We start from the raw sequence: 25944 nt of genomic DNA, 5'->3' as shown, positions 1-25944 counted from the left end.
GTCATTCGTCGGCGATCGCAACCATGCTGCAGATCTCGGCGAAGGGATCAGGCCGCGAGGTGACTCCACTGCGGCGCCAGCTCGGTCCACGGTCCGGTGGCCGCGACCGCCCCGTCGACCAGCACGACGACGCGGTCGGCCCTGGCCAACGCCGCCCGCTTGGACGTCGCGCCGAGCACCGTGATGCCGCGCGCCCGCAGACTCGTCCACAGCTCCACCTCGGTGGCGGCGTCGAGTGCGCTCGAAATGTCGTCGGCCAGAAGCAGTTCCGGTTCCACCGCCAGCGCCCTGGCGAGGGCCAGCCGTTGGACCTGCCCGCCGGACAGCCGCACCCCGCGGTGACCGACGAGGGCGTCGACCCCGCCCGCCTCCGCCACGTCGGACCCGAGCCGAGCCCCGTCGACGGCCCGCTGCACGTCACGGTCGTGGTCGAGGCGCACGTTGTCGGCGAACGTCCCCGACAACACCATCGGCACCTGGGCGACGTGCGCGACCTGCCCGGGTCGCAGGAACGTCTGCGCGTCGGCGACGTCGACCCCGTTCCAGCGGATCTGGCCGGTATGCCCGACGAGACCGCACAGGGCTGACAGCAGACTCGACTTTCCCGATCCGACCTGCCCCAGCAACAGCACCAGCTCGCCCGCCTCGACGGTGAGGTCGACGCCGGTGACGCCGCGGGTCCCGTCGTCGTGCACCGCCGACACGTCGACGAGATCGAGACGCTGCAACGACTTTCGGGGCGCTGGCACCGGTAGCGGTGCGGTTCCGGCTTCGAGGTCGACACCGGCGGGGATGTCCATCAGGTCCGCTCCGCCGGCGAGACGGCTGGTCGCCTGCTGCCACGACCGCGTGCCTGGCGCGTCGGTGACGACCGCCCCTGCCACGCTGCCGAAGTAGTCGAACCCGGCGACTGCACCGGAGACGAGCAGCGCCGCCGCCAGGTCCCAGCCGCCAAGCAGGTAGACGATCCACGCCGCGACGACGCCGAGTTCCACCATCACGACGGGGACCCCGAGGAGGATCGACTGCACCCGATGTTCGCGGACGGCGGCGCCCACGCGGCCACCGTCGACGCGGTCCAGATGCGCACGAACGTCGGTCGTCGCGGCGGCGAGCTTGACCGTCCTTACGCACTCGAGCACCGACACCAGCGACCGGCCGAAGTCGGCGCGGGTCTTCGAGGCCGCTGCCGCCGAGCGGCCCGCGACGGGCCTGCCGACCACCGAGGTCACGGCGGCGGCGACCATCACCGCGAGCAGGATCGCTCCTGCGACGGGTGTGCCGCTGAGGAACGACGCGACGACCACGACGACCAGACCGCCGATGACGTCGTTCCACCGGTCGGCGTAGTGCAGGAACCGGTCGGAGTCCAGCACGCGGGAGACCACCTCACCCGGCGGCGTCCTCGCCAGCCGGTGCTGCCGGGTCTGCGCTTCGAGCACCGTCATCCGGATGCGCAACGAGCACGCCGACCACCACGGCAGAAATCGCCGAAGTGCCAACGCCAATATCAACGGCTCCACCACGATGCTGGCCACGACGGCAACGGTGATGGGCACCGAAGTCGTTCCGTCGCTCAGCTTTTGGACGAGGTGTCCCCATGCGAAGCCACTGATCGCGCCGGTCGCCCCGACCAGCCCGGACAGCACGAACAGCGAGGCGCCGAGCAGACCCCAGCTGGGATGGGTGCGGACCATCTTGAAGATTCCGCGGGCCAAGCTCGGCCCGCCGTCGACGTCGGGCGTCTCCGGTTCGGCGCCGTGGCGGCGGGCCCCACCGACACCGACACCGTCCTCGGCCGACGGCAAGGGTGGCGGCGGTGCGTCCTGAACACCACTGGCCTCCAGCAGCCGCAGAAAGGGCCCCGGCCGGGAGGCGAGCTCGACCCGCGGACCCTGGTCGACGATGCGACCGTAGTCGAGCACGACGACGTGATCTGCTCGCGCGACGGTCGAAAGACGATGCGCAATAAGGATTCCGGTGCGATTGGTCAGCAGTCGGTCGGCGGCGCGAACGACCCGCGCCTCGGTGAGCGGGTCCATGCGCGCGGTCGCCTCGTCGAGGACGACCACGCGCACCGCACGGACGAGCAGTCGCGCGAAGGCGACGAGTTGCTCCTCCCCCGCCGACAGCGTCGTCCCACCCGGACCGAGGAGCGTGTCGACGCCGTCGGGGAGGCTGTCGACCCAATCGGTCAGTTCGAGCTCGGCGACGGCGTCCAGCACCCGTTCCCGCGGCAGGTCGGCGAACAGCGCGATGTTCTCGGCGAGCGTGCCCGCGAGGATCTCGGTGCGCTGGGTCACCACGCCGACCGAGGCCCTCAGCCATTGCAGGTCGAGGTCGAGAACGTCGACCCCTCCGAGGAACAGCGATCCCCGTTCCGGGTCGACGGCACGCGACACCAGCGACGCGAGAGTCGACTTGCCAGAACCGGTTCGGCCGACCAGTGCACACGTCGTTCCGGCCCGAACTCGGAGGTCGACGTTCTTGAGAACCCGTGGCCCGTCGGCGTAGGAGAAGCTGAGATCCCGCAGTTCGACGTCGACGACGTCCGCCGAGAGTGTTCCTCCGCCAGCGGGTTCGGACTCGGCGTCGATCAGTTGCCGCAGCCGGATGACTGCACCCATCCCCGCCTGCAACTCGGGCAGCTGGCGGGTGAGCTGGGAGATCTCGCCGACCAGGGTCGCGCTGACCAGGAACAGCGTGATCAGCTGGGCCACGCCGAGGTCACCGCCGGAGACCAAGGCGACACCCGCGATCACCACCCCCCCGAGCAGCGCGTGCAGCAGACCGCCTGCGCGCAGGGTGATCCGCGACTCGATTGCCACCACCGCGCGGAAGCACCGCTGGATGTTGGCGGACAGTTCGGCGCACCGTCTCAGGATGAACGCCTGACCGAGGCTGGTACGCAAGTCATCTCGAGCGGCGATGCCCTCCTCCATCGCCGCGGCGTGATCCGTCCAGGCGATCTCCTCGACGACCTTGCGGGTGCCGAGTTCGCGCAGCAGCGGCCGGATCGCCAACGTGATCAGGGGGACGACGACGGGAAAGACGATCCACGCCGGCCACCACGTCAGGCCCGCGACGATCAACATCGGCAGCGCGGAGAAGACGGTGCGCATGGCGTCCCACACCTGTGAGCGCACCAGCGATCCGACCTCGTGGGTGTCGTCGTCGACGCGGTCGAGGATCTCGCCGACGGCCTGCTCGGACAACCGCTCGAGGGGCTGACTCAATGCGGCGGTGAGCAAGTCGGCTCGCAGCCGACCCTCCGCCCTGTCGGCGATGCGTGCCCAGACGGTGCGCCCGAGGGTGTCGAGCACGGCCGCGCCCAACAGGCACGCCGCGAGCACCCCCACCGTCGTCCAGACGGGGTTGGTCGCGAGTCGGCCGATGACGACGGTGCCCAGCGACTGCAGGATCGCCGCGATCATCATCGCGACGAGGGCGACGCTGACGCCCGGGCTCTTCAGCCGCCGCCACCCGACGGTGCGGTCGAAGTCGTCGGCGTTGGCGACGGCCTGCGCGGACGGTGAGGTGTTGCGCCGTGTCGTCGTGGTGGTCATCGCGTCGTGCACGGTACTCGTCGCCAGCGCCGCCACGCACCTCATTTTGGCGGCCGAGGAGACCTCGGCCGCCCCCGACCTAGGGTGCGACCTGCGGTGTGATGAGGAACTTTTCGCCGGTCGCGCGCCTGAGATAGGCGTTGAACGCCTCCGGTGCGAGCATCCCCGCGAGGGACACCTCGTGGTTGTAGGAACTCGCGAACGTCGTGGTGAGTTCTCCTGCCACCCGGGACCGCAACCGTCCGATGGTGTCGGCGCCCGCGTTCTGGAGGAACGGGGTCAGCAGCCACCCACCGATACCCCACGCCATGCCGAACTTCCTGGTGAGCGTCGTCGGGCCCGTGTCGAGGGCACCGTAGACGTAGACCTGCTTGTGCACGGTCGAGCCGTAGCGCGAGTACCCGGTACCGGTCGCGTTGGCGGCTCGCTCCATCCCGTTCAGGATGTCGCCGGCGACGGTGCCGCCACCGATGGCGTCGAACGCCAGCGTCGCCGACGTCGCCACCAGCGCGTCCAAGAGGTCGTCGGTGAACGTCGGCGACGACGAATCGCACACGTACACCGCTCCGATCGACCTCAGCAGCTCCGCCTGTTCGGGCTTGCGGACGACGTTCACCAGCGGGATGTCGTCCTCGAGGCAGATCTTCACCAGCATCTGACCGAGGTTGGACGCCGCGGCCGTGTGGACCAGGGCCGAATGTCCTTCCCGCTCCATGGTTTCCACCATGCCGAGCGCGGTCAGCGGGTTGACGAAGGACGACGCGCCGTCGCGTGCCGGCGTCCCGTCGGGAAGCACCAGGCACGCCGCGGCCTTCGCCACGCGGTACTGCGCGTACATGCCGCCGCCTGCGAGCCCGACCATCTTGCCGAGCAATGCTCGGGCACCCGCCGAGGATCCCGTGGCGACGACGGTGCCCGCCCCTTCGTTGCCGACGGGCAACGAATCGTCCAGTCGTGCCTTCAGCGCGTCGAGCGCCTCGGGGCTGATCGGTGCGGTCACCACGGGACGCTCGGGGGTGCCTCCGACCGTCGCAGCACCCATGTCTGCGGAGGCGACGAGGAGGCCGATGTCCGACGGGTTGATCGGCGCGGCTTCCACGCGGACCAGCACCTCGTCATCGGCGGGGGTGGGCACGGGAACGTCGTGCAGCGAGAGTTCGAGCGTGCCCTGCGACGTCACCAACGAACGCAATTCCAGTGCGGTGTCGGGCAAGTCTTCGGTCATGGGTGATGCCTCGTTCCTGTGGTGGGTCTGCCGTCCACCTTAGGAACGAGCGTCAGCAGTCCAACTGTTGGATCGCCGCGGAGATGATGTCCAGGGCGGGGGACACCGATGTCTGGAGGTCGTCCATAACCATCGGAATCGCATCGGCGGTGGGTCGCCCGACGCTGACGTACCGGCACACCTTGTAGCCCTCGGTCAGCAACTGCTCGCTGCTGAGGAACGTGAGCCGCGGCGAGAGTTGGTTCAAGTAGGCGCTCTCCTCGGCAGCGGCGGGTGGTGCGACACCGATCGCGACGCCTGCCGCGAGCACGGCCACGAGCATGGTCTTCATGGGGACACCTCCTGTTCCCCGCCACCGTAGTTCACTCAGATTCTTTGCTGAGCGGTTTTGGAGAAAGCGGTCCCCAGGTTCGCTGGACGCAGCGGGCACAGACCGCCAACGGGCCGGGAGACGACGGCAAGTCATTGCCGTCGCCCCGACCTCGGTGACGAGTGCTTAGTGGTGGCCGTTGCTGCCGTTGCCGTTGGTGTGCTGCCGCTGCTTGAGCGCTGTGACGGCGCGGTGTTCGGCGGCGTGGGCGGCGTCGACCAAGGCGGTCTGTTCGCCTTCGGGATCGGGGAACAGGAAGTTGCCCGTGCCCGGTGCGCCGGCGGAGCCCAGCTTGTTCATCCGCTTGGGCAGCGGCGCCCCCTGGTACTCCAACGGAATCGGGTGGCCGTGCTCGTCGACCGGTCCCAGCGGCTGGTGCAGCTCGACGTACGCGCCGTGCGGCAGCCGCTTGAGGATGCCGGTCTCGATGCCGTGCTCCAACACGGCGCGGTCGCTGCGCTGCAGGCTGATCGCCCACCGCAACGCGACCATCCCGATCCGACCGATCCACGTCGTCGCATTCAGCGAGATGTGGAACTTCAAGGCGATGATGTCGTTCATCGCCGAGAACGTCAGCACGATGTACAGCGCGATAGCCATCGCCCCGATCGCGGTGCGGACCGGTGCATCTCGCGGCCGCTGCAGCAGGTTGTGGTGCGCGGTGTCCTTGGAGAACCGCTTCTCCAGGAACGGGTAGATCGTCAACAGGATGAAGACCAAGCCCATCAGCAACGCCACCGCGACCGCGGCGGGCACGGTGTGCCCGAACGGATACAGCTCCCACGCCGGCCAGATCCGGGCCAGGCCGTCGGTCCACATCATGTAGAAGTCGGGCTGCGAACCCGCCGAGATCTGCGACGGCTTGTACGGCCCGAGCTGCCAGATGGGGTTGATCTGCAACAACCCACCCATCAACCCCAACACCCCTACCGTCATGGCAAAGAATGCGCCCGACTTCACCGCGAACACCGGCATGACGCGGACGCCGACGACGTTGTGTTCGGTCCGGCCGGGCCCGGGGAACTGGGTGTGCTTCTGGAACCACACCATCGCCAAGTGCACCCCGATCAGCGCCAGGATGATGCCCGGGATGAGCAGGATGTGCAGGGCGTAGAGCCGGGGGATGATGATGCTGCCGGGGAAGTCTCCACCGAAGAGCGCCCAGTGCAGCCAGGTGCCGATCAGTGGGGATGAGCAGGATGTGCAGGGCGTAGAGCCGGGGGATGATGATGCTGCCGGGGAAGTCTCCACCGAAGAGCGCCCAGTGCAGCCAGGTGCCGATCAGTGGCATGCCCAGGGTGATCGAGGAGAACGCGGCGCGAAGGCCGGTGCCCGAGAGCAGATCGTCGGGCAGGGAGTAGCCGAAGTAGCCCTCGAACATCGCCAGGATCAGCAGCAGCGACCCGATCACCCAGTTCGCCTCGCGGGGGCGGCGGAACGCACCGGTGAAGAACACCCGGGCGAGGTGGACCATGATCGACGCGGCGAACAGCAGTGCGGCCCAGTGGTGGACCTGACGGACGAACAGCCCGCCGCGCACTTCGAAGGAGATGTCCAACGCGGTTTCATACGCCCGCGACATCTGAATGCCGTTGAGCGGCTGGTACACCCCGTGGTAGGTGACTTCGGCCATCGAGGGGTCGAAGAACAGGGTCAGGTAGACACCGGTGAGCAGCAGCACGATGAAGCTGTACAGCGCGATCTCTCCAAGCAGGAACGACCAGTGCGTCGGGAACACCTTGTTGAGCTGGCGGCGTACCGCCGCCGACGGGTGATACCGCGAATCGATCGCATCACCCTGATGGGCGCCGAGGAACGACCAGTGCGTCGGGAACACCTTGTTGAGCTGGCGGCGTACCGCCGCCGACGGGTGATACCGCGAATCGATCGCATCACCCTGATGGGCGGCCAATTCAGCGAGCTTGGGACTCATGATGTGCACTCCCGTGGGTCGACCTTCATTGTGCGCGCGCGACGCGTCCCATAGCTCGTCCCAAAGTCTTACGGCCGCTTCGTCATCAATCGGTCATGGATGTGACGTGCCCGCCGTCATTCCCGAAGCTCGGCGTTGAACGCCCGCATCGACCCGATCACCGCGGTCAGCACCCGGTGGGCCGTCGCCAACTCGGCGGCCGAGAACTCCTCGAGCGACGCCGCGGTGTGCTGGCCCAACGGGCTGAAGAACGAGCGCGCGACCGCGTTGCCGTGGTCGGCATAGCGCAGGAGCACTTTGCGTCGGTCCGACGGATGCGGCTCGCGGGTCAGGTGGCCGGCCCCCACCATGCGGTCGACGAGGTAGGTGATCGCGGCGCCGGAGACGCCGATGCGTTGCCCCAGCTGGCTCTGTGTCAACGGCTCGCCGTCGCGCTCGGACACCATCACGTGCAGCAGCGCCCGAAAGTCGTTGTCATTCAGGTCGTGTCGGGCACAGAACACCCGACTGAGGTCGTCGGACTCGGCCGACAGCGACTGCACGTCGGACACGATCAACGCCTCGACGGCATCCCGCTTGGCGGCAGGTGAGCGGCTCACTCGGCTAGTCCTTCACTTGATTAATGATTAAGTTACTTAATATAGTGGTCGCATGAGTTTCTGGGACCGATATGCCGCCATCGTCTCCGGTCGGCGGTCGTGGATCATCGCCCTGCTGGTCACGGTCGCGGCGGGCCTGCTGATGGCATTGGCCGGCGCGAATGCCGGATCGACGCAGTCACCGGTGCCGGTGCCGCCGTCGGCCGAATCGGCGCGGGCGGCCGTTCTCGCCAAGGACTTCCCCTCGGGCGACGAGGCGCCGGTGCTCCTGGTGGTCTCGCGCGCCGACGGTGCCGCGCTCGCGCCGGCCGACCTCGCCAGTGCCGAGGAGGCCCACCAACGGGTGCTGGCCCGCGCAGGCCAGCAGGGCGGCGCACCGCTGTCGACCTCGCAGGACGGCGTCGTCGCCGTAGCCCCGGTATCGATCGCCGCCGACCTGTCGGGCTTCGACCTCGCCGACACCGTGAAGAACCTGCGTGCCGCCGCCAATGACGTTGCCCCGCAAGGACTCCAGCTTCGCATCACCGGCGGGCCGGCCTTCGGCGCCGACATTGCCGACTCGTTCTCCGGTGCGAACTTCACCCTGTTGGCGGTCACCGCCGCGGTGGTCGCACTGCTGCTCATCGTCACCTATCGTTCGCCCATCCTGTGGCTGGTGCCACTCACCGTCGTCGCCGTCGCCGACCAGACGGCCGCCGCGCTCGGCGGTGTGGTGGCCGGACTGACCGGCTTGACCTCCGACGGCTCCACCACCGGGATCACCAGCGTCCTGGTTTTCGGCGCGGGCACCAACTATGCCCTGCTGCTCATTTCGCGGTACCGCGAAGAGCTCGCCAAGGCACCCGATCACCGCGATGCGCTTCGAGTCGCGCTGCGGCATGCCGGCCCCGCCATCCTGGCCAGCAACGCCACCGTGGTGCTCGCACTGCTCACCCTTCTGCTGGCCGTGGTGCCGTCCACCCGCAGCCTCGGCGCTCAGGCGGCCTGCGGGCTGGTGGTCGCCGCGCTGTTCGTCCTCGCCGTCCTGCCACCGTTGCTGGCGCTGTTCGGGCCAAAGCTGTTCTGGCCGTTCATCCCTCGTCAGGGCCCTGGTGACACGGCAGCGGATCCGACCGCCTGGTATCGGGTGGCGACATGGGTGAGCAACCACGCAGGCCGGGTCGCCGTCGGCACCGTGGCCCTACTCGCGGTCCTGTGCACCGGAGTGCTTGGCACCCCGATCGGACTGTCGCAGACCGAGCAGTTCCGGGTGAAGGCGGAGTCGGTGTCGGCCTACGACACCCTCGCCGCCCACTTCCCCGGCGGCTTGTCGGCACCCACGTCGGTCGTCGGTCGCACCGACCACGTCGACGACCTTCGGCGGGCGATCGACGCCACACCCGGCGTCGTCTCAGCGCGTGACACCGGCACGTCGGCGACGGGCCTCACTCAGTTCTCCGTCGTCGTCGACGCCGCACCCGCCTCCCCGGCCGCCTTCGACGTCGTCGAGCACCTTCGCGAATCGGTCCGCGGCGTCGACTCCCAGGCCGTCGTCGGCGGCACCGACGCCCAGGCGCTCGACGCCCGCAGCGCCGCCCAGCGCGACCAGCGCGTCGTCATCCCCGCCATCCTCGTCGTGGTGCTCCTGGTGCTGTACGTCCTGCTCCGGGCGGCGTTGGCGCCGGTGATCCTGGTGGCGGTGACGGTGCTCAGCGCGCTCGCGGCGTTGGGCCTCGGCGGCTGGCTCAGCGTGCATGCGCTCGGCTTTCCCGCGCTGGACAACACCACTCCCCTGTTCGCGATCCTGTTCCTCGTCGCACTCGGCGTGGACTACACGATCTTCCTGATCACCAGGGCCCGGGAGGAGACGCACGACCACGGCACCAGGGAGGGCGTCGTACGTGCGGTCTCGGCCACCGGCGGGGTGATCACCAGCGCGGGCGTCGTGCTGGCCGCGGTCTTCGCCGTCCTCGGCGTGCTGCCCCTGATCGTGCTTACCCAGATCGGCATCATCGTCGGCCTCGGCATCCTGCTGGACACCTTCCTGGTGCGCACGGTGATGATCCCCGCCCTGTTCACCCTCGTCGGGCCGCGCATCTGGTGGCCCGCCCGCGTCGATCCGGAAGGCTCACCCCGGTAGATCCGGAGCGCGCCAGGTCTCGGCCGTCGCAACACCCGATGACACTCCATGTCGTCATTGACGACATGGAGTGTCATGACTTACGGTGATGACACGCGATGCCATCACCGGCGGGGCGACAAGACCACAGGAGTGACGTGATGAGCACCAACACCGCCGCCTGGATCGGATCCCAGGGCGCCGCCCTCGACGTCAAGTCCGCCCCCTACCCCAGCCCCGGTCATCATCAGATCGTCGTGCGCAATCACGCCGTGGCGATCAACCCGTATGACTGGATCCTCCAGGCCGCGGGAGGACTCTTCGCTCGCTCGATGACCTACCCGTTCGTCCTCGGCTCCGATCTCGCCGGCGAGGTCGTCGAGGTTGGTCCCGGTGTCACCCGGTTCTCGGTGGGTGACCGCGTCCTCGCGCATGCCGTGGGCACGGAGAAGTCACGCAACAACGCGGCCGAGGGCGCCTTCCAGGAGTACACCGTGGTCCTGGACCACATGGCAGCACCGATCCCGGCGACACTGGCCTACGAGAACGCAGCCGTGCTGCCGCTGGCTCTGTCGACTGCGGCGTGCGGGCTCTTCCAGAAGGATCAACTCGCCCTCGAACACCCCTCTGCGACGGCGATGTCCACGGGCAAGGTCCTGTTGGTATGGGGTGGTTCCACCAGCGTCGGCAGCAACGCCATCCAACTCGCCGTCGCGGCCGGCTACGACGTCGTCACCACTGCATCGCCGCGCAACTTCGACTACGTCACCGAGCTGGGTGCCGGTGAGGTCTTCGCCTACAACAGCCCCACCGTCATCGAGGACGTCGTCACCGCGCTGCGCGGCAGAACGGTCGCCGGAGCCCTCGCCGTCGCCACCGACTCGGCTGGCGTCTGCGCGGAGATCCTCCACCGTTGCACCGGCACCAAATTCGTCTCGATCGCCAGCCCGCCGGTCTCGTTCGCAAGCCTGACCCCGGGTCGTAGCCTTCAGCTCCCCAGGCTGATGCTGCGACTGGTGGCCTCTACGGTGTCCACGCAGGTCACGTCCCGGCTTCGAGGCATCCGCAGCAAGATGATCTGGGGCGGCTCCCTCAAGGACGACGAGGTCAGCACCCTCCTCTACCAAGACTTCCTGCCCCGAGCTCTTGCCGAGGGCCGCTACCGCGCCGCCCCCGAACCCTTCGTCATCGGCGCGGGCCTCGAGCACGTCCAAGCCGGCCTTGACGCGCAACGGAAGGGCGTCTCCGCCAGGAAGATCGTCGTCACCCTGTGACCGGGCGCCGCCGCTACCTCAGAGGAGCCGCATCCTCCGGCCGCTCCGGGGTGCCCGCGCCGTGCCGGGCAGCCAACCGCCGGTGCTCGACGAACTGCCAGGTCACCCCGGCGACGACGGCCAGCGCTGCCAGCACGGCTCCGATCACCGCCAACGAGCTCCGACCGACCGCGAACCCGGCCAGGCTCAGCGCCGTCAACGCCAAACCTGCCGCGATCAACCCGTAGCCGGGCCAGCGGGCCGCGTCCCTGAGACCTTCGCCGGCGATGGGTCCGGGGGTGTTATTCGAGTCGTCATGTGCCATGACCGCTATTCGCGGCCGATCGGGGAATCCATCGCTCGGCGGCACGTGTTCTCCGACACACCCACCGCTGGCGTGCGACTTCGGGAAGAATGCAGGGATGACCGCCACCAGTGAAGAGTCGACGCAGCAATTCGACACCCGGCGTCGCGAACTCGCCACGTCGTACCTTCGCCCGACCGCCGAACGGCCTGCGTCGTCGGGCCGCGGGTTGCACCACACCGCGCTCATCAGCGGTGACGTCGAGCGGACCATCCGGTTCTATCAGGAGCTGCTCGAGTTCCCGCTGACCGAGCTCATCGAGAACCGCGACTATCACGGTTCGACGCACTTCTTCTTCGACATCGGCAACTCGAACCTGTTGGCGTTCTTCGACTTTCCCGGACTGGACACCGAGCCGTACCGGGAGGTCCTCGGCGGGCTACACCACGTGGCGATCAGCGTCGAGCCCGAGCGGTGGCAACACCTCAAGGGCAAACTGGCCGCGGCGGGTGTCGAGGTCGCCGAGCACAGCGGGGTGTCGCTGTACTTCCGCGACCCCGACGGAGCCCGCATCGAACTGATCGCCGACCCGCTCGGTGAGATGTACGGCACACAGGTGCTCTGACGAAGGACCCGTCCAGACCCGAGGCGGCGACGAATCCCAAGCGGTTCCTACGAGTGATGTTGCGGTGGTGTCCATGAACTCAATCCAGACCGACGAGCTGGTCGTCTTACTCGACGAAGCGGGCCGCAGTGTCGGCACGGCGCGCAAGGCCGACGTCCACCACGGAGCGACGCCCCTGCATCTCGCCTTCTCGTGCTACCTCTTCGACGACGCGGGTCGGGTGCTGTTGACCCGCCGGGCGCTGGACAAGCGAGCCTTTCCCGGCGTGTGGACCAATTCGTTCTGCGGTCATCCGGCGCCCGACGAGCCAATGGACGACGCGGTGGTGCGCCGCGCCGGTGCCGAACTCGGCGTCGGGATCACCGATCTGCAGTGCGTGCTGCCCGACTTCCGCTACCGCGCGGTCGACGCCAGCGGTGTGGTCGAGAACGAGGTGTGCCCGGTCTACCGCGCCCGCATCGCCGGCCCGCTGGACGCCGATCCCGAGGAGATCATGGACTCGGCGTGGGTGCCGTGGGACCAGTTGCGCGCGGCCGTCGAGATGCCGTGGGCGATCAGCCCGTGGGCCGTCGAGCAGGTGCCGCTGTTGGACGCGGCGCAGTCACGCTAGAGGTCGCCGACCGCACGCTTGTTTGCGGCCCTTCTCGAGCGATGCGTACACGATGCGTGCAGTCGACGGCGGCGCGTCAGCCCTCGGACCTCTGCGCGTAGAGCCGCTCCGCGTACGCCAGATCGTCACGCCACAGGCGCGCCGCCGCATGCCTCATCAGCGGGCGGATCACGGGCAGCGCGACCAGGCCCTTGCCGAAGTTGGGGCGGTCCGAATGCGCGATGACGGCCTCCAGCACCGCGGTGCGCGGCCGCCCGTCGGGTCCGGAACCCAGTGGCGTGCCGTGGGTTTCGACGACGCTGCCCACGCCCTCTCCCTCCACGATGCGCATGACGACGGTCCGTGGCCCGGGCGCGGTGAACTCGGCGATGACCGGAACACCGAGCTTGCCGAGCCGGAAGGTGACGTCGACGACGAAGCGGTCTTGCGCGTCGGGGAGCACGTCGACGGCCGGGGGCGCACTGAGCACCTTGAGCTGAGTGAACGAGTACGGGTGGAACCAGGCGCCGTGCCAGGGGTCCAGCCGGTTGGCGACGATGTCCCTGGGCTCACACGTTCCCTCGAGTCGGGCGACGGCGGCCATCTGCGGGTGGCCCGGCCGCTCGGGGACGACGGGGGCGTCGGTCGGGTCTTCACCGCCGACGGCGTCGAGCCGAACCCAGCTCAGCACCCCGTCGTCGAACGCGGGGAACGGCTTCCAGGCCCCGTGTCGACGATCCGAGAGCCGCAGACCGTGCCACGGGCAGACCAGCGTGCCGCATTCCACGGGCGCGGTCGCCAGGTCGGCGCCGAGATGGGGGCACGCCCTCGGGGCCACCAGCAGTTCACCCTCGGCCCCCCGCCAGGCGACGATTTGCACGCCGGCCACCACCGAACCCGTTGCCTTGGTGGCGATCTCCGAACTTGCGGCAAACGGGAACCAGTTCCCGCTCGGGCGGCGCTGCGCGCGGGCCAACGCCGAGGAGATGATCCGTGGATCGGCGTCGGCGAAGGTCGGCGTTTGCGCAGACCAGTCCAATAGAGGCAACGTGGTGAACGGCCAACTCTTGGCGACGTTGGCCCGAAACTCGGTGAAAGCGCTCATGCCCGTTGACCTTCCGTTCGCGCCACCAACCGGCTGAGCCATGCCGATCGGCCACGGTTGGGCACGGTGTGCAGCACGTGACCGGCCAGTCCGAAACCGGTGAGCAGCTGGTTGGCCGCGGTCCACCCGGTGGTGGCCGCGCGCTCCATCAGGGCGACGGGCAGATCGATGCGAATGCCGTCACCGGCCAACACCACCCGGGGATCGGGCGTCCCGACCGTAGGCCGACGCGCGAAGTCGCCAGGCCCGAAGCTGGGGCAGTCTTCGCGTCGCAACAGGCGTTCGTCCACGATGGTCGCCGCGGCGGTTTCCGGATACAGCTCGTGCATGCGGGCCAGCAGACCGTCGCGTACTTCGGCGTCGTCGCCGGTCACGGAATAGCCGTGCAGTTCCACCACCGAACCGCCTGTGCGCGCGGCCCATTGAGCGGCCTCACGCTCGTATCGCTCCAGCACGCTGACGTTGTCCAGTGGTGACCGGCCACCGGTGCCAAGGAACGCCGCCCGGTCCGACTGCACCGGTCGATCCAGCCAGAGTCGCAGCACCACGAACGGCGGCGCGTTGCCGACATCGTCGACCCGTCGCCGCCAATCTTCGTCACCGAGCTCGGGTGAGGCCGCCACGATCCGCCGCAGTCCGCCGACGTCGGTGGCCAACACCACCGCGTCGGCGGCGAACACCTCGTCCCCGGCACACCGCACCCGCACCCCGTCGCCCAGTCCCACGGATTCGACCGGCGTCCCGGTGTGGAACCGAACACCCCTGCCCTCCAGGTACTTTCGCAGCGGATTCCACAACACCTCGTCGAAGTTCCCGTTGGCGACGTCGAACACCAGGCCTTCGCTGGACCCCAGGAAGTAGATGTGGAACATCGTCACCAGCTCCGCCGCCGAGAGCCGTTCCGGCTTGACGAAGAAACTCCTGGCGAACACCTCGAACGCCAAGTGGCGGGCCGCGTCCGGAAAGTTGATGTCCTGCAAGAACTCCGCCGCAGTCCTGTCGTCGAGATCGTGATAGGTCTTCGGCACCGACGCGGTGGCCAGCGGAGCGGCGGCCTTGCCGTCGATCCTGACCAGATCGCGTAGCCGAAACGTGGGGCTGCGGAACGCAAACGCCAGCGCGTTGAACGGCGGTGAGAGCGGCAGCCCGCGGAACGTGTCGCGGCGCCCGTCGGCGTCCACCAACGGGTAGTCCTCGACGGGGGTCAGTGCCGACAGGTGCGGATCGGACCGGCGCAGCAGGGCGCGCAGGTTGTAGTACTGCCGAAAGAAGGCGTGGAAGCCGCGATTCATCGCCACCGCGGAGCCGTCGGACAGGGTGTCGGACCACCCGCCGACCCGACCGCCGACGTAGTCGGCGGCCTCCACGACGTCGACCTCGACGCCTCGTTCACTCAACCCGGCGGCTGCCGCAAGTCCGGCAATTCCGGCACCGACGACCACCACCCGGGGTGTCCGCTCCAGCGTGCTCGCGTCGGGCAAACCCGGCTCCGCGGGTACGGTCTCGCGCAAGCGATCCACTGCTACTCCTTTCGGTGCCGCAGTCGGGCACCCCATGCCCTGACGACACCCGCCCCGGCGACGACGAGGCGCCGTCCCTTGCCGACACTGGCACGTTGGGTGAAGATTTCGAAGTCCATCTCCTCGATTTGGTCGAGGATTTCGGAGTACAGCTTCAACGCCGTCTCCACGCACGGCCGTGACGCCGGCGCCAGCTGGTCGACTCCCGGCCGGGCCGCGGCGTACACCCGGCGCGTGACGGCGTGTTGTTCCTGCAGCGCCCGACGCACCCGAGCGTCGATCCGCCGGTTGGTCTGGCACCAGGTCAGCACATCGCGGTCGACACCGTGCGCGGCCAGTTCGTCGGCGGGCAGATAGACCCGTCCGCGGTCCAGATCCTCGTCGACGTCACGCAGGAAGTTGGTCAGCTGGAACGCCTTTCCGAGCGCGGCGGCCGCCGGTGCGGCGTCCTCCCTCGAGCCGACGGTCCCCAGGATGGGCAACATCTGCAGCCCGATCACTTCGGCGGACCCGTACATGTACCGCTCGAGCGAGGCCCGATCCGGATAGTCGGTGACCGTGAGATCCATCCGCATCGAGGCCAGGAAGTCGTCGAACAGTTGCCAACCGATGTCGTAGCGGCGCGCGGTGTGCACGACGGCCGTGAGGGTGGGGTCGTCGGCGGTGGCCTGGTTCTCCACCAGGCTGTTGAACAGCTGGGTGGAGAACTGTTGGAGCTGCTCGGCGCGCACCTCGTCGCCGCGGGTGTCGTCGAACTCGTCGAGGATGTCGTCGGCGCGCCGGGCGAACCCGTAGAGCGCATGCACCGCCGGGCGCTGGGCTGGCGCCAAGAGCCGGGTCGCCAGGAAGAAGGTCTTGCCGTCGCGGGCGTTGATCTCGCGGCACTGCCGGTAGGCCTCCCGCAGCGACGGGTCCATGACGCCCGCGGCGTCCAGCTCGGAACTGATCATCGCCCCACGACCTCTCGATTCTCCTGCCGCACCGGCACTCCGGTGATCCGGTCGGCGGCCAACCGGCCGGACATGACGGCGGTCGGGACGCCGACCCCCGGCACCGTCGACGATCCGGCCAGAACGACGTTGTCGACGCCGCGCACGGTGTTCGCCGGCCGGAACGGACCGGTCTGCGCGAAGGTGTGGGCCAGCGCGAAGGGCGTGCCGGCCAGCATGCCTTGGCGGCCCCAATCGGCGGGTGTCACCACCGACAGCACTTCCATGTCGTCTCCGACCGCTGGCAGCCGCTCTCTGACCGCGCCCAGCATGTGTTCGACGTAGGCCGACGACGTGGCATCCCAATCCACCTTGCCCACTTCGGTATTCGGCGTCGGCGCGAGGACGTAGAGCAGGTCGCGTCCGGGTGGAGCCAGACTCGGATCTCCGGCGGTCGGTCGCGTGACCAGAAGCGACGGGTCACCCATGACCCGGCCGTCGGTGATGATGTCGGTGAACGTCTGCTTCCAGGCGTCGCCGAACAAGATGGTGTGATGGCCGACCGACGAGTCGACCGCGGGAACGCCGACGTGGGCGACGACCGCCGACGGTGCGGGCCGCAACTTCAGCAGGCGACGCGGCGAGTAGTCAAGGAGTCGGTAGGTGTCGGGAAGCTCGGTGGTCAGCACCACGGCGTCCGCGGGAACCCGCTGCCCGCCGTCGGTGATCACGGCAGTGGCCCGCGAGCCGCTTCGCTCGATCCCGGAAACCGTTGCCCCGTAGATGAATTCGACGCCGGCATCGGCTGCCGCGGCGGCCATCGCGTCGGGCAGCGCCCGCATGCCGCCGACGGGGAAGTACACGCCGGCAACGGTGTCCATGTAGGCGATCACCGCGTACACGGCCAACGCACTCTGCGGCGGCACCCCGGCGTAGAGGGCTTGGAAGGTGAACACCCGAAGCAGTCGCTCGTCGCTGAGGAACTTGCGAATCACGCTCTCCCAGCGGCGAAACCCGCCCATGGCCAACAGGCGACCCAGTTGCGGGGTGAGCAGCGACAGCGGCGAATCGAAGTTGGCGCCGATGAAGCCGTCGAACTCGGTCTCGTACAGCGAGGTCAGCCACTGCCGCATCTGCAGGTAGGCGTCGGCTTCCTTGCGGCCGGCGAACCGTTCGACCTCGGTGTACATCGCCGTCGGATCGGTGTGCACCTGCAGGGTCTCGCCCCCGGCGAACACCGCGTTGTAGGCCGGGTGCACCGACGTCAGTTCGAGGCGATCGGTGAGCTTCTCCCCCACCGCGGCCATCGCGTCGTCGATGATGTCGGGCATCGTCAGCACCGTCGGCCCCATGTCGAGGCGATAGCCGGACACGTCGGCCCGGCCCACTCGTCCCCCGGGGTGGTCCTCGCGTTCCACGACGGTGACGTTGCGGCCGCGGCCAGCCAGGTACAGCGCCGCCGACAGGCCCGACAGGCCACCGCCGACGACGACGACCCGATCGGTCTTACCCTTGACGGTACGCATCAGGCACTCCTCTTGGTGCAGTACACGGCCATGTCTTCCATTGCGGCGCGCGCTGTTTGGGGAATCCCGGCGACGTCCAGACAACGCACCGCCCGAGTGAGCCGTTCGTCGATGAGTTCCTCGATCCATTGGGCGGCGCCGCTGGCGATGATCAACGTGCGCCACCGTTCGGCGTCGGCGACGGTCAGCGTGGGAGTGGTCATCAGGTCGGCGAGTTGACGGCGCATCCCGGGATCGGCCAACTGATGGGCGGCGACGACGACGCTGGTGGCCTTCTGCGCCTCGAGGTCGATGCCGACGGACTTGCCGGTCACCGTCGGCGAGCCGGAGATGCCGAGCAGGTCGTCGCGCAGCTGGAACGCCTCGCCGATCGCGGCGCCGTACTCACCGATGGCGTCGACGACCTCCGTCCGGCAGCCGGCCATCGCCGCTCCCATCTCCAACGGCCGCCGAACGGTGTAGTTGCCCGACTTCCGCCGGGCCACGTCGAGCACCTCGTCGAACGTCGGGAAGGCATGCGAGTCGTTGACCAGGTCGGCAAGCTGACCGATCGCCAGTTCCACGCGCATGTCGTCGTAGCGGGGCCACACCCTGGCGAGCGCGTCGGCGTCGACGCCACTCTGGCGGAGCATCTTCTCGGCCCACACCAGGCAGAGGTCGCCGAGGACGGTCGCGGCCGACTCCCCGAAGCGGTCCGACGAGTCGGTCAGCCCACGCCCGCGATGCCATGCGCTCAACGCCACGTGCGCGGCGGGCCTGCCGCGCCGCAGCGCCGACTCGTCCATCACGTCGTCCTGCAGCAGGGCGAAGGCGTGAAGCAATTCCAGGCTGGCCGAGGCCCGCAATGCTGATTCGTCCTCGTCCGCGCCGCACAGCCAGCCCAGGTACATGAATGTCGAGCGGACGTACTTGCCGCCGTCGAGGAAGTCCGACAGCACCTTGCTCGCGCCGTCGATCCCGGTGCTGTCGAGCTGGGGCAGACACTCGGACGCCACGAAGTCGGCCAGCATCGCCCGCACGTCACCGCGCACGTCGACCGTGCCGCGGACGGCCCTGGCGGGGGAAGCGCCTCGGTGCCCGAGTGGCCGACGACGGGACAGAACGAGTCCCGACGCGTCGTGATCGTCGCCGCTCATGTGCACAGTTTGCCCATTCGGCACGGGCCTCACGCCTCGCTTCTGCATGTCGTCCGACTCCGTGCGTTCTGGTCCGTCGATCTGATTGCGCTAGTCCCCACGCAGAGGCATTCGGAGCCGACGGGGGTCCGGCGTGGTGCGAGGGGCGATTTTCTTTTGACGAGGCCCCGAGCTGCGCATTTGTGGTGGCAGAAAACCTGGATCAGGCCTGCTGACGGGCGGCGGCGTCGGAAATCCGCTGATGCGCGGTTCGCAGCAGCAGATCGTGTTCCATTCGGCGCGCCGGCGAGGATGTGCGGGCCAGCTCCACCAGATCCGACAGCACCTGCTTGGCGATCAGTCGCAGCTTCACGTTGTTCTGCTGGGACTGCTCGCGGAGGCGGTCGAACGCCTCGTCGGGGTCGATCCCGTAGACGAACATGAGCATGCCCTTGGCCTGTTCGATGATCGCGCGGTTTACGCCGAACTCGTAGACGGCGTCGGCCTCGGTCTTGGTGTGACTCGGGTCTTGGCACGGTATGGCCATCCGCTGCCGCTCCGACTGCATGACACCCCCAACCAATTGAACGAGTAGTTCTTTTCTGAACGTTTCGTCCAATAGTGCCCATAGACTGCACCCGGGTCAATGCCGCCCGGCGTCGGTGCTGGTTACGGGCGCGCCGCAATCGTCGGCAGCGTCAGACGGAACTGCGCGCCCCCGTCCCGAGGCTCGCAGACGAGATCGCCGCCGTGGGCTCGCGCCAACGCCCGGGCGATGGACAACCCAAGACCCGCCCCTCCGTGATCCCGATCGCGAGCAGCGTCCAACCGCACCAGGCGGTCGAACACCCGCTCGCGGTCCTCCGGCGCGATACCTTCGCCCGTGTCACTGACCACCAGGTTGGCGGCGGGACCGAGCACCTCGACGTGCACCGTGATCCGCCCACCCGCCGGCGTGTAGCGGCGTGCGTTGTCGAGCAGGTTGGCCAGGATCTGACCGACGCGGTGCGGGTCGGCGGGGATCACCAGGCGGTCGAGACCCGTACGCATCACCGTGGTCTGCGGTGCGAGCATGTCGGCGCGTTCCACCTGAGCGTCGGCGATCCCGACTACGTCGACCTCGGCGACCCGCAGCGGCAGCCCGGCGTCGATGCGGCTCAGGTCCAACATGTCGGTGACGAGCCGTCCGGCTCGGCGGGCGTCCGACAGCAACAGTGCGACGCGGCGCTTGGTGCGTGACGTGGCGTCCGGCGAGGCGTCGTCGGCGGTGTTGGTCAGTTGCTCGGCCGCGACCTGGATTCCGGCGAGCGGGGTGCGCAGCTCGTGGGCGGCGTCGGCAAGGAACGCCCGCGTCTGCGCCTCGGCCCGCCGAGCCACCTCGGCCGCCTCCTGCGCTTGGTGTTCGGCAGCTTCCAGCGCGTCGAGCATCTCGTCGAAAGCTGCTGCGGCACGGCCGAGTTCGGTGTTCGGGCGGTCCGGTCGCAGACGGCGGCCACGGTCGCCGGTGCTGATGGCCCTCGCCAACCCCGTGAGTCGGTCGAGGGGCCGCAACGCGCCGCGGGCGACGGCGATCAGCAGCGCCGCGGCGACTGCAAGGGTAATCGCACCGGCGCCGATCAACAGCTCGCGAAGATCGCGCACCGCGGCGGTGGCCTGAGTCGTGTCGGCAACCAGAATCAGCCGAGCCCCGTCGGGCAGCGGTTGCACGACCGCCGTGTTCGTCTCGTCCAGAGGGCGGGGCGGCGGCGGAGGAGGCGGCGGGCCGCCCGGTCCGGGTCCGTCCTGGCGGCCCGGTGGCGGCGGTGGTCCTGGCGGCGCCAGCGCCGTGCCGGGGCCAGCTTGGGTGTCGGGGCTGATGGCCGGATCCCCGTACGCCTGACCGTCGGCCGTCACCAGCAGCGCCCGGATGCCGCCGCCGTTCAACTGGGCCGCCGTCTGCTCTGGGGACGCGCCGGTCTGCACCAGCGCGTCGGCCCTGGCGGCCGTGGCCACCAGCCGGTCGTGCAGGTCGCGATTGACCTGCGTTCCGAAGGCGACGTCGATCACCACCCCGAACACGACGAGCGCGGCGGCCAGCAGGGCTACCGCCGACAGCGTGACGCGACGGCGCAGCGACGGGGTCTCGGTCACGGCGTCGGTCGCAGTTGGTAGCCAATTCCCCTGCTGGTGTGCAGGATTCGCGGCCCGTGCGCCTCGAGCTTGCGACGGAGGGCGCTGATGTAGACCTGCACGAGGTTGGGGTCGTAGGCGTCGTATCCCCAGACCGCGGTAAGGATCTGCTCCTTGCTGACGAGCCGTCCGCGCTGATCGGCAAGGTAGGCCAACAGACGCAGCTCGGTCGCGGTGAGGTCCAACGGCTGACCGGCGCGGGTGGCCGTGCCGGCGTCGACGTCGAGCACCAGGTCGCCGAGTTGCACGGCGGACGGCAACCGCCCGCGGCGCCGCAGCACCGAGCCGACGCGCGACACCAACTCGGCCAACTCGAACGGCTTGACCACGTAGTCGTCGGCGCCGCCGTCCAATCCTCGCAGCCGGTCGTCGAGGCCGTCGCGCGCGGTGAGCAGCACGATGCCGGTGTCGCCGTAGTCGCGGACGACGTTGATCAGCGCGAAGCCGTCGCGGCCCGGCATCATCACGTCCAGCACCACCAGGTCGGGGCGGAAGCCGCGCAGCGTGTCCTCGAGGCCCGTTCCGTCGGGCCGCGCGCCGGTGACGTACCCGGCGTCGTCGAGCGCTTCGCTCACCATCTCTCGAATCGTCTCGGAATCTTCGACGACCAGGACCCTGGCGCGCGGGTCTGGACGCAACGGTGCGCGACTGGTCATGCGTTCATTGTGTCCCGTGCCGGGCTGCCATTCCTGAAGCGAAGCTGAAGGAACCGCTCCGCACCCGCATTCTTCAGGTTCGCTTCAACTTCACCCAGCAACGTCGTCACCAGCAACCGCCAACCGAAGTGAGGACGACGTGAACGACGACAACACCGAAAACACCGACAACTTGAGCGCCCAGCCCGCGCAGCCCGCGGAGCGGGTGGAGCCCGCGCAACCCGTGGAGCCGACCCCGCCCGCCGACAAGCCCGCCAGCCGGTGGTCGGAGACCGGCGACAAGGCTCGACAGCACCCCGTCGGGGTCGCCGTGGGGACGGGTGTGGTGGCCCTGATCGTGGGCGGCCTGCTCGGCGCCGCGCTCTTCGGCGGACCCGGACCCTCGCCGGGCTTCGGACCGGCCGGGATGTCCAGCCACTACTCGGCGCAGGGTGAGATGTGCGCTCCGCCTCCGCCACCCCCGGGTGGACCCGGCGGCCAGTTCGGTGGCCCGCCTCCCCCGCCGCCTCCCGGTGGTCCTGGCGCTCCCGGCGGCCAGTTCGGTGGCCCGCCTCCGCCGCCGCCTCCCGGTGGTCCTGGCGCACCCGGCGGTCCTGGTGGACCTGCCGGTCCTGGTGGACCTGCCGGTCCCGGTGGACCTGCCGGTCCCGCGGGCCCGGGCAACCAGCAATCCGCCCCAGCACCGCAACCCGGTGGGGGTGCGGCTCAGGCTCCGGCCGCCCCGGCCGCTCCCTCGACGGCCCTGCTGCCTGCCGAGCAACCTGCCCGCTAAGCGGTTCGTTCCCCGGCAGACACTCCTCTGCCGGGGAACGGTGGCTCAGGCCAGGCCGATCTCCAGGCCCGCCCACAGGGCCACGACCGCCCCGACGATGCAGATGGGCACGGTCGCCACGCCCAACAGAGAGAAGTCACGTAGGCGCGGTTGCACTCCGGCACCCGAGAGCACCCGCCGCCACAGCAGGGTGGCCAGAGAACCGACATAGGTCAGGTTGGGCCCGATGTTGACGCCGAGGAGCATCGCCATGACGAGGCCAGGGGGCGCACCGGTGCCCAGCGCGGTCAGCATCAACAAGGTGGCGGGCAGGTTGTTGACGACGTTCGACAGCACCGCCGCGACGCCGGCCACCACCAGCAGACCGACCAGCGTCGGCGCGGTGGGCAGGGCGTTGGCGACAGCCGCACCCAGCCCGTGCGCACTGACGCCGACGACCACCACGCCGAGTGCGAACACGAACAGACAGAACAGCGGCGACGCGGCACGCACGATCGTCGTGCCCGTCACCGCGCCGCGGCGGACGCCAGGCACGGCCAGCGCGACCGCGCCCACCACCGCCACCCACACCGGCTCGACGCCGGCGAACCCCGACGCGCCGAAACCGACCAGCGTCAGACCGAGCACGACGAAGGCGTAGACGGGCGTCGGCTGGTCGGGTGTCGAGTCGTCCGCGGCCTGCTCGGCCGGATCGGGTTCGGCGCTCAGGTCCTTGCGGAAGAAGAGCCGGAACACCACGTACTCCAGGCCGACGACGACCAGCCAGGGCAGCGCCATCACGGCGGCGAACGACACGAAGGTCAGACCCGAGGCCGAAAATGCCAGCAGGTTGGTCAGATTCGACACCGGCAACAGGGTCGACGCCGAATTCGACAGGTGGGCACAGGCGTAGACGTGGGGCCGGGCGCGAACACGAACCAGGCGGGCCGTCGCCAGCACCACCGGTGTCAGCAAGACCACGGTCGCGTCCAGGCTCAGCACCGCCGTCGTGACCGACGCCGAGACGAAGACCAATCCCAGCAGTCGGCGCGAATTGTCGCCCGATGCCCTGGCGAGTGCCGCGCCCAGCCATCGGAAGACCCCTTCCTCGTCGGCCAGGTGCGCGAGAACCAGGATGGCGGCAAGGAATCCCACGGTCGGTCCGAGCAGTTCCATCTGTTCGAGCGCGGCGGCAGGGGTGACCACGCCGCAGACCACCAGGATCGCGGCGACCGGCACGGCCAGCGTCGCCTCGGGAAGTCCGCGGGGCTGGACCATCGCGAACACGAGCACCGCCGCCAGAGCGACCAGTGCGGCTATCTCCGGCCAGCTGCCCGTCACCGGCCGAGGCCTTCCCGCAGCGCCTCGTAAGCGTGCCTGCCCCGACTGAACGTCGCGGCGTCGCCGCCGATGTCGGGGTGGTGCGTGGCGGCATGGTCGCGCCACGCGCGACGCAGTTCCGCCAGGGTGAAGTGCGGCTGCAGGCCGAGCACGGTCAACGGGTCGGTGGGCGGCGCCGCCAGTGCGGGCCGCTTGGGCGCCGAGGTGTTCCGGGTCGCGCCCTTGGCGGCGGACTTCTTGGGGGCTTTCTTGGCAGCCGCCTTCTTGACGGCCTTCTTCGCGGGCGCCTTCTTCACGGCCTTCTTCGCCGGCGCCTTCTTCGCGGCCTTCTTCGCGGGTAGTTCGTTCATCTCTCCGAGTCACTTTCGCCGGTCCGGTTCACCAAGGGACGGCCGTCGGACGCCACCCACCGCATTGCCGAGCGGCGGCTCTGCGCGATCACGGGCAACCCAGCCGCCGACGGACGGTCCGATGAGTGCTGCTGCCAAGCAACGAAGTCCACCATGCGCCCCTTCCGAATCCCACGCGTGGCGACGTCCATGGCCACCCCGGGCGTCGCGCTTCGATTTTGCTGACCGGCGACCGCCGGGTCGCTGCGAGACGCTACGGCGCGAACCTGAACCCAACCTGAAGAAGGCCGGGTTTCAAAAGTCGACCACATTGGGTATCACTTCGTCGATTTCGGAGAGAACCGGAATGTCGTCAACGCGAACGGATGGAGCTCACATGGGTGACAGTGGACCCGAAGAAGCGGTGAAGGGCGTCGTCGAGGACGTCAAGGGCAAGGCGAAGGAAGTCATCGGCATCGTCAGCGGTCAGGACGACTTGCGCGAAGAGGGTCGGGCGCAGCAGGACAAGGCCGAAGCTCAGCGCGACGTGGCGAAGAAGGAAGCCGAAGCCGAAGCTGCTCGCGCCGCAGAGAAGACCGCCGAGGCGCGTCAAAAGGCCGCTGAGTAACCACTTTTCATTACGCTCAGACGGGCGGGCAGAACCTCCAGGGGTCTGCCCGCCCGTCTTCACGTCGACCCAAGGGTCAGTGCGCGAGATCGTCTGCCACGTCGTAATCGAGGAGGACGGTGGTGCCGTCGCCGTCACGGTCGACGCTGCAGTGGTCGGCAAGGGCATGCATGAGGGCAATTCCACGCCCCCTGTTTCGTTGCGCCACCGAGTTCAGCCGCCACCTGCCGTGGTCGCTGATCCGCACGCGGATTCGATGAGCGGCGTCGTCGTAGGTGGCATGCATGGTGATGTCGCCGTTGGCTCGACCGCGGTACGCGTGCTCGGCGCAGTTGGCCAATGCCTCGTTGACTCCGAGAAGCACGTCGGCACAGCGGTGTTCGGGTAGGGAGGGCGCTGCGTCCTTCAGCCACGCGTCGAGCTCGCATCGCATGCGTGACGCATGCTTGGCGTCGGCCGGTCGGGTTTGACGCAGCTGAGTAGAGGTCGCTCCACGCTCACACATCGCGGTCATGTCAGGGGCATACCCCGAAATCGGCGAATACCCAACCTATGAGCGCAGACTCGTCAGCCTTGCGCCCACAGTTGCTCGGTCAGATCGTGAAACGTCACCAGCGCGATGTCGTCGTCGGCGCGCTGCAGAGCGGACCGACTCATGACGGCGCGAATGACTGGTCCGTCGGCATGCGACAGTTCGACCAGCGTGTTTGCGTGTCGTTGCAACCCGGCGACGGCGCTCTTCGACTGCAGCGGCGTCTCGAAGACGTCCCGGAAGTTCATGGCCTGCAGCCGCTCGCGTGTCAGACCGAGCATCTCGGCCATGGCCTCGTTCGAGTACAGAACGGTGCCCTCTTCGGTGACCGCCACCACCGGCACGGGCAGTTGCTCCAATACACGCAGGGCCGGTAGTCGCCTCAACGTGTCCATTTGCGACTCGTCGTGGGAGCGTGGCCGCCGCCGGTCGACGGCTTGCTGGTCTGTTTCACTCAATGGGGTCTCGACGGACATGTCGCCTCCTCGAATGGCGTGTTCGGTAGCGTCAGGACAGCTGCTTGGCGTTGGCCGACCGCGAATCCGTCACGGCCGGGTCGGCGTCGGGGCTGTGCTTCCTGGTGAAGCGTCGGGCGACCGACGAGAGCCCGAGGAGCACGCGCGAGACGGCGGTGGGCTTTCCTCCGTTGCGGCGCTGCAGGTAGCGGCCGAGTTTCGTCAGAATCGTGGCGATGACGGGCAGCAGCAAGCTGGCCAGCAGCCAACGCCGTAGTGGCGTACTCAAGAGGGCAAGCATGGTGTGGTCCTTACTGGTTGACGGG

24 protein-coding genes and 1 pseudogene are annotated in these 25944 nt (G+C 68.8%); 6 read left to right on the top strand and 19 right to left on the bottom strand.

Features of this window, described 5'->3' with window-relative positions; genetic code table 11:
* Nucleotides 1-47 precede the first annotated feature (47 nt).
* The 5 genes and pseudogenes from ASD37_RS27010 to ASD37_RS26990 form a co-directional block, all read right to left on the bottom strand.
* A complete protein-coding gene (locus tag ASD37_RS27010) occupies nt 48-3602 on the bottom strand; it encodes an ABC transporter ATP-binding protein (protein WP_200960006.1) in 3555 nt (1184 codons plus the stop codon).
* A gap of 43 nt (nt 3603-3645) precedes the next feature.
* Nucleotides 3646-4791 (bottom strand): zinc-binding dehydrogenase, encoded by a 1146-nt coding sequence (locus ASD37_RS27005; protein WP_056559069.1) that lies wholly within the window; start codon nt 4789-4791, stop codon nt 3646-3648.
* 52 nt (nt 4792-4843) lie between these two features.
* The gene (locus tag ASD37_RS27000; RefSeq protein ID WP_056559065.1) at nt 4844-5122 is read right to left on the bottom strand and encodes a DUF732 domain-containing protein; all 279 of its coding nucleotides are present in this window, start codon (nt 5120-5122) and stop codon (nt 4844-4846) included.
* 165 nt (nt 5123-5287) lie between these two features.
* A pseudogene (locus ASD37_RS26995) lies at nt 5288-6998 on the bottom strand (cytochrome bc complex cytochrome b subunit).
* A gap of 212 nt (nt 6999-7210) precedes the next feature.
* On the bottom strand, nt 7211-7693 hold the full coding sequence (locus ASD37_RS26990; RefSeq protein WP_056559062.1) for a MarR family winged helix-turn-helix transcriptional regulator: 483 nt from the start codon (nt 7691-7693) through the stop codon (nt 7211-7213).
* 52 nt (nt 7694-7745) lie between these two features.
* Here ASD37_RS26990 and ASD37_RS26985 point away from each other — a divergent pair, with 52 nt between their 5' ends.
* Nucleotides 7746-9812, top strand: a complete 2067-nt coding sequence (locus tag ASD37_RS26985) for an MMPL family transporter (RefSeq protein ID WP_056559059.1) — start codon at nt 7746-7748, stop codon at nt 9810-9812.
* A 140-nt stretch (nt 9813-9952) separates the two neighbouring features.
* A complete protein-coding gene (locus tag ASD37_RS26980) occupies nt 9953-11065 on the top strand; it encodes a zinc-binding alcohol dehydrogenase family protein (RefSeq protein WP_056559056.1) in 1113 nt (370 codons plus the stop codon).
* 13 nt (nt 11066-11078) lie between these two features.
* On the opposite strand, the gene ASD37_RS26975 is transcribed toward ASD37_RS26980, so the two are convergent.
* Nucleotides 11079-11369 (bottom strand): hypothetical protein, encoded by a 291-nt coding sequence (locus ASD37_RS26975; protein ID WP_056559052.1) that lies wholly within the window; start codon nt 11367-11369, stop codon nt 11079-11081.
* 97 nt (nt 11370-11466) lie between these two features.
* Between ASD37_RS26975 and ASD37_RS26970 the strand changes: the two genes are divergently transcribed.
* Together ASD37_RS26970 and idi are read left to right on the top strand one after the other, a co-directional pair.
* Complete coding sequence (locus ASD37_RS26970) at nt 11467-11973, top strand: VOC family protein (RefSeq protein ID WP_056559049.1); 507 nt, start codon at nt 11467-11469, stop codon at nt 11971-11973.
* A 73-nt stretch (nt 11974-12046) separates the two neighbouring features.
* Nucleotides 12047-12583, top strand: coding sequence for an isopentenyl-diphosphate Delta-isomerase (gene idi / locus ASD37_RS26965; RefSeq protein ID WP_056559970.1), 537 nt, complete (start codon nt 12047-12049; stop codon nt 12581-12583).
* A gap of 76 nt (nt 12584-12659) precedes the next feature.
* Here idi and ASD37_RS26960 read toward each other — a convergent pair whose 3' ends face one another.
* The 8 genes from ASD37_RS26960 to ASD37_RS26925 all read right to left on the bottom strand — a co-directional run bounded on the left by ASD37_RS26960 (nt 12660) and on the right by ASD37_RS26925 (nt 21582).
* Entirely contained in the window at nt 12660-13667 is a 1008-nt protein-coding gene (locus ASD37_RS26960) for a DUF5914 domain-containing protein (RefSeq protein WP_056559046.1), read from the bottom strand.
* Nucleotides 13664-15223 carry an FAD-dependent oxidoreductase gene (locus ASD37_RS26955; RefSeq protein ID WP_056559043.1) on the bottom strand — a complete coding sequence of 520 codons (1560 nt, stop codon included), beginning with the start codon at nt 15221-15223 and terminating at the stop codon, nt 13664-13666. The genes ASD37_RS26960 and ASD37_RS26955 overlap by 4 nt, the downstream gene beginning before the upstream one ends.
* Complete coding sequence (locus tag ASD37_RS26950; RefSeq protein WP_056559040.1) at nt 15190-16137, bottom strand: phytoene/squalene synthase family protein; 948 nt, start codon at nt 16135-16137, stop codon at nt 15190-15192. Before ASD37_RS26950 ends, ASD37_RS26955 begins: the two co-directional genes overlap by 34 nt.
* The gene (crtI, locus tag ASD37_RS26945) at nt 16134-17642 is read right to left on the bottom strand and encodes a phytoene desaturase family protein (protein WP_056559036.1); all 1509 of its coding nucleotides are present in this window, start codon (nt 17640-17642) and stop codon (nt 16134-16136) included. The genes ASD37_RS26950 and crtI overlap by 4 nt, the downstream gene beginning before the upstream one ends.
* Entirely contained in the window at nt 17642-18778 is a 1137-nt protein-coding gene (locus ASD37_RS26940; RefSeq protein ID WP_056559033.1) for a polyprenyl synthetase family protein, read from the bottom strand. The genes crtI and ASD37_RS26940 overlap by 1 nt, the downstream gene beginning before the upstream one ends.
* A gap of 202 nt (nt 18779-18980) precedes the next feature.
* Complete coding sequence (locus ASD37_RS26935) at nt 18981-19325, bottom strand: ANTAR domain-containing protein (protein ID WP_056559029.1); 345 nt, start codon at nt 19323-19325, stop codon at nt 18981-18983.
* Nucleotides 19326-19426: 101 nt separating this feature from the next.
* Nucleotides 19427-20887 carry a cell wall metabolism sensor histidine kinase WalK gene (locus tag ASD37_RS26930; RefSeq protein WP_056559026.1) on the bottom strand — a complete coding sequence of 487 codons (1461 nt, stop codon included), beginning with the start codon at nt 20885-20887 and terminating at the stop codon, nt 19427-19429.
* Nucleotides 20884-21582, bottom strand: coding sequence for a response regulator transcription factor (locus tag ASD37_RS26925; RefSeq protein ID WP_056559023.1), 699 nt, complete (start codon nt 21580-21582; stop codon nt 20884-20886). The genes ASD37_RS26930 and ASD37_RS26925 overlap by 4 nt, the downstream gene beginning before the upstream one ends.
* 139 nt (nt 21583-21721) lie before the next feature.
* Between ASD37_RS26925 and ASD37_RS26920 the strand changes: the two genes are divergently transcribed.
* A complete protein-coding gene (locus ASD37_RS26920; protein WP_056559021.1) occupies nt 21722-22354 on the top strand; it encodes a hypothetical protein in 633 nt (210 codons plus the stop codon).
* Between the two features lie 45 nt (nt 22355-22399).
* On the opposite strand, the gene ASD37_RS26915 is transcribed toward ASD37_RS26920, so the two are convergent.
* Both ASD37_RS26915 and ASD37_RS32620 read right to left on the bottom strand, forming a co-directional pair.
* The gene (locus ASD37_RS26915) at nt 22400-23674 is read right to left on the bottom strand and encodes an ArsB/NhaD family transporter (protein WP_255354948.1); all 1275 of its coding nucleotides are present in this window, start codon (nt 23672-23674) and stop codon (nt 22400-22402) included.
* Nucleotides 23671-24024, bottom strand: coding sequence for a J domain-containing protein (locus ASD37_RS32620; protein WP_056559018.1), 354 nt, complete (start codon nt 24022-24024; stop codon nt 23671-23673). The genes ASD37_RS26915 and ASD37_RS32620 overlap by 4 nt, the downstream gene beginning before the upstream one ends.
* Before the next feature lie 376 nt (nt 24025-24400).
* Here ASD37_RS32620 and ASD37_RS26900 point away from each other — a divergent pair, with 376 nt between their 5' ends.
* A complete protein-coding gene (locus tag ASD37_RS26900; RefSeq protein WP_056559013.1) occupies nt 24401-24631 on the top strand; it encodes a CsbD family protein in 231 nt (76 codons plus the stop codon).
* 76 nt (nt 24632-24707) lie between these two features.
* On the opposite strand, the gene ASD37_RS26895 is transcribed toward ASD37_RS26900, so the two are convergent.
* Genes ASD37_RS26895 through ASD37_RS26885 form a run of 3 tightly spaced genes read right to left on the bottom strand, consistent with a single transcriptional unit; the run spans nt 24708 to nt 25919 of the window.
* Nucleotides 24708-25145 (bottom strand): ATP-binding protein, encoded by a 438-nt coding sequence (locus ASD37_RS26895; RefSeq protein WP_235568566.1) that lies wholly within the window; start codon nt 25143-25145, stop codon nt 24708-24710.
* 53 nt (nt 25146-25198) lie between these two features.
* Complete coding sequence (locus ASD37_RS26890) at nt 25199-25639, bottom strand: PAS domain-containing protein (RefSeq protein WP_235568565.1); 441 nt, start codon at nt 25637-25639, stop codon at nt 25199-25201.
* Nucleotides 25640-25670: 31 nt separating this feature from the next.
* Nucleotides 25671-25919 (bottom strand): hypothetical protein, encoded by a 249-nt coding sequence (locus ASD37_RS26885; protein ID WP_056559006.1) that lies wholly within the window; start codon nt 25917-25919, stop codon nt 25671-25673.
* Nucleotides 25920-25944 lie beyond the last annotated feature (25 nt).

This window comes from Mycobacterium sp. Root135 (genome assembly GCF_001426545.1).
Lineage (GTDB): Bacteria > Actinomycetota > Actinomycetes > Mycobacteriales > Mycobacteriaceae > Mycobacterium.
The sequence above is the reverse complement of the archived record's forward strand: the minus strand, read 5'-3'. Positions and strand labels throughout refer to the sequence as shown.